General features: G+C 46.9%; 1 pseudogene. It reads left to right on the top strand.

Annotated features, from left to right (window positions below):
- Positions 1–26 precede the first annotated feature (26 nt).
- A pseudogene (locus SB773_RS33970) lies at positions 27–245 on the top strand (HAD family hydrolase); the annotation flags it as partial.

Genomic DNA, 245 nt, shown 5'->3' with positions numbered 1-245 from the left:
CACAATTGGGTACTGAAGCAACCAACATGCTGGCAGGTCAAATTGACCGTCCACAGCTTGCGCAAATCAGAGAATGGGGAAGGGCTCATGCACCTGATTTCCAAGTGGACTATGCAGCTTTTACCGCTGATTTTGCAAAGGGCTCTGCTCAAAAAGCAGAAATGCTGCTCTATTTGAATGTCATTGCAGAAGAGCGCTGCGGTGTGAAAACAGAAATGTTCTCACGTAACAGCGATTTATGGCAG

It is taken from the genome of Bacillus sp. SIMBA_074, assembly GCF_046534555.1.
Taxonomy (GTDB): Bacteria; Bacillota; Bacilli; order Bacillales; family Bacillaceae_G; genus Bacillus_A; species Bacillus_A mycoides.
This window is presented reverse-complemented; position numbering and strand designations above follow the sequence as displayed.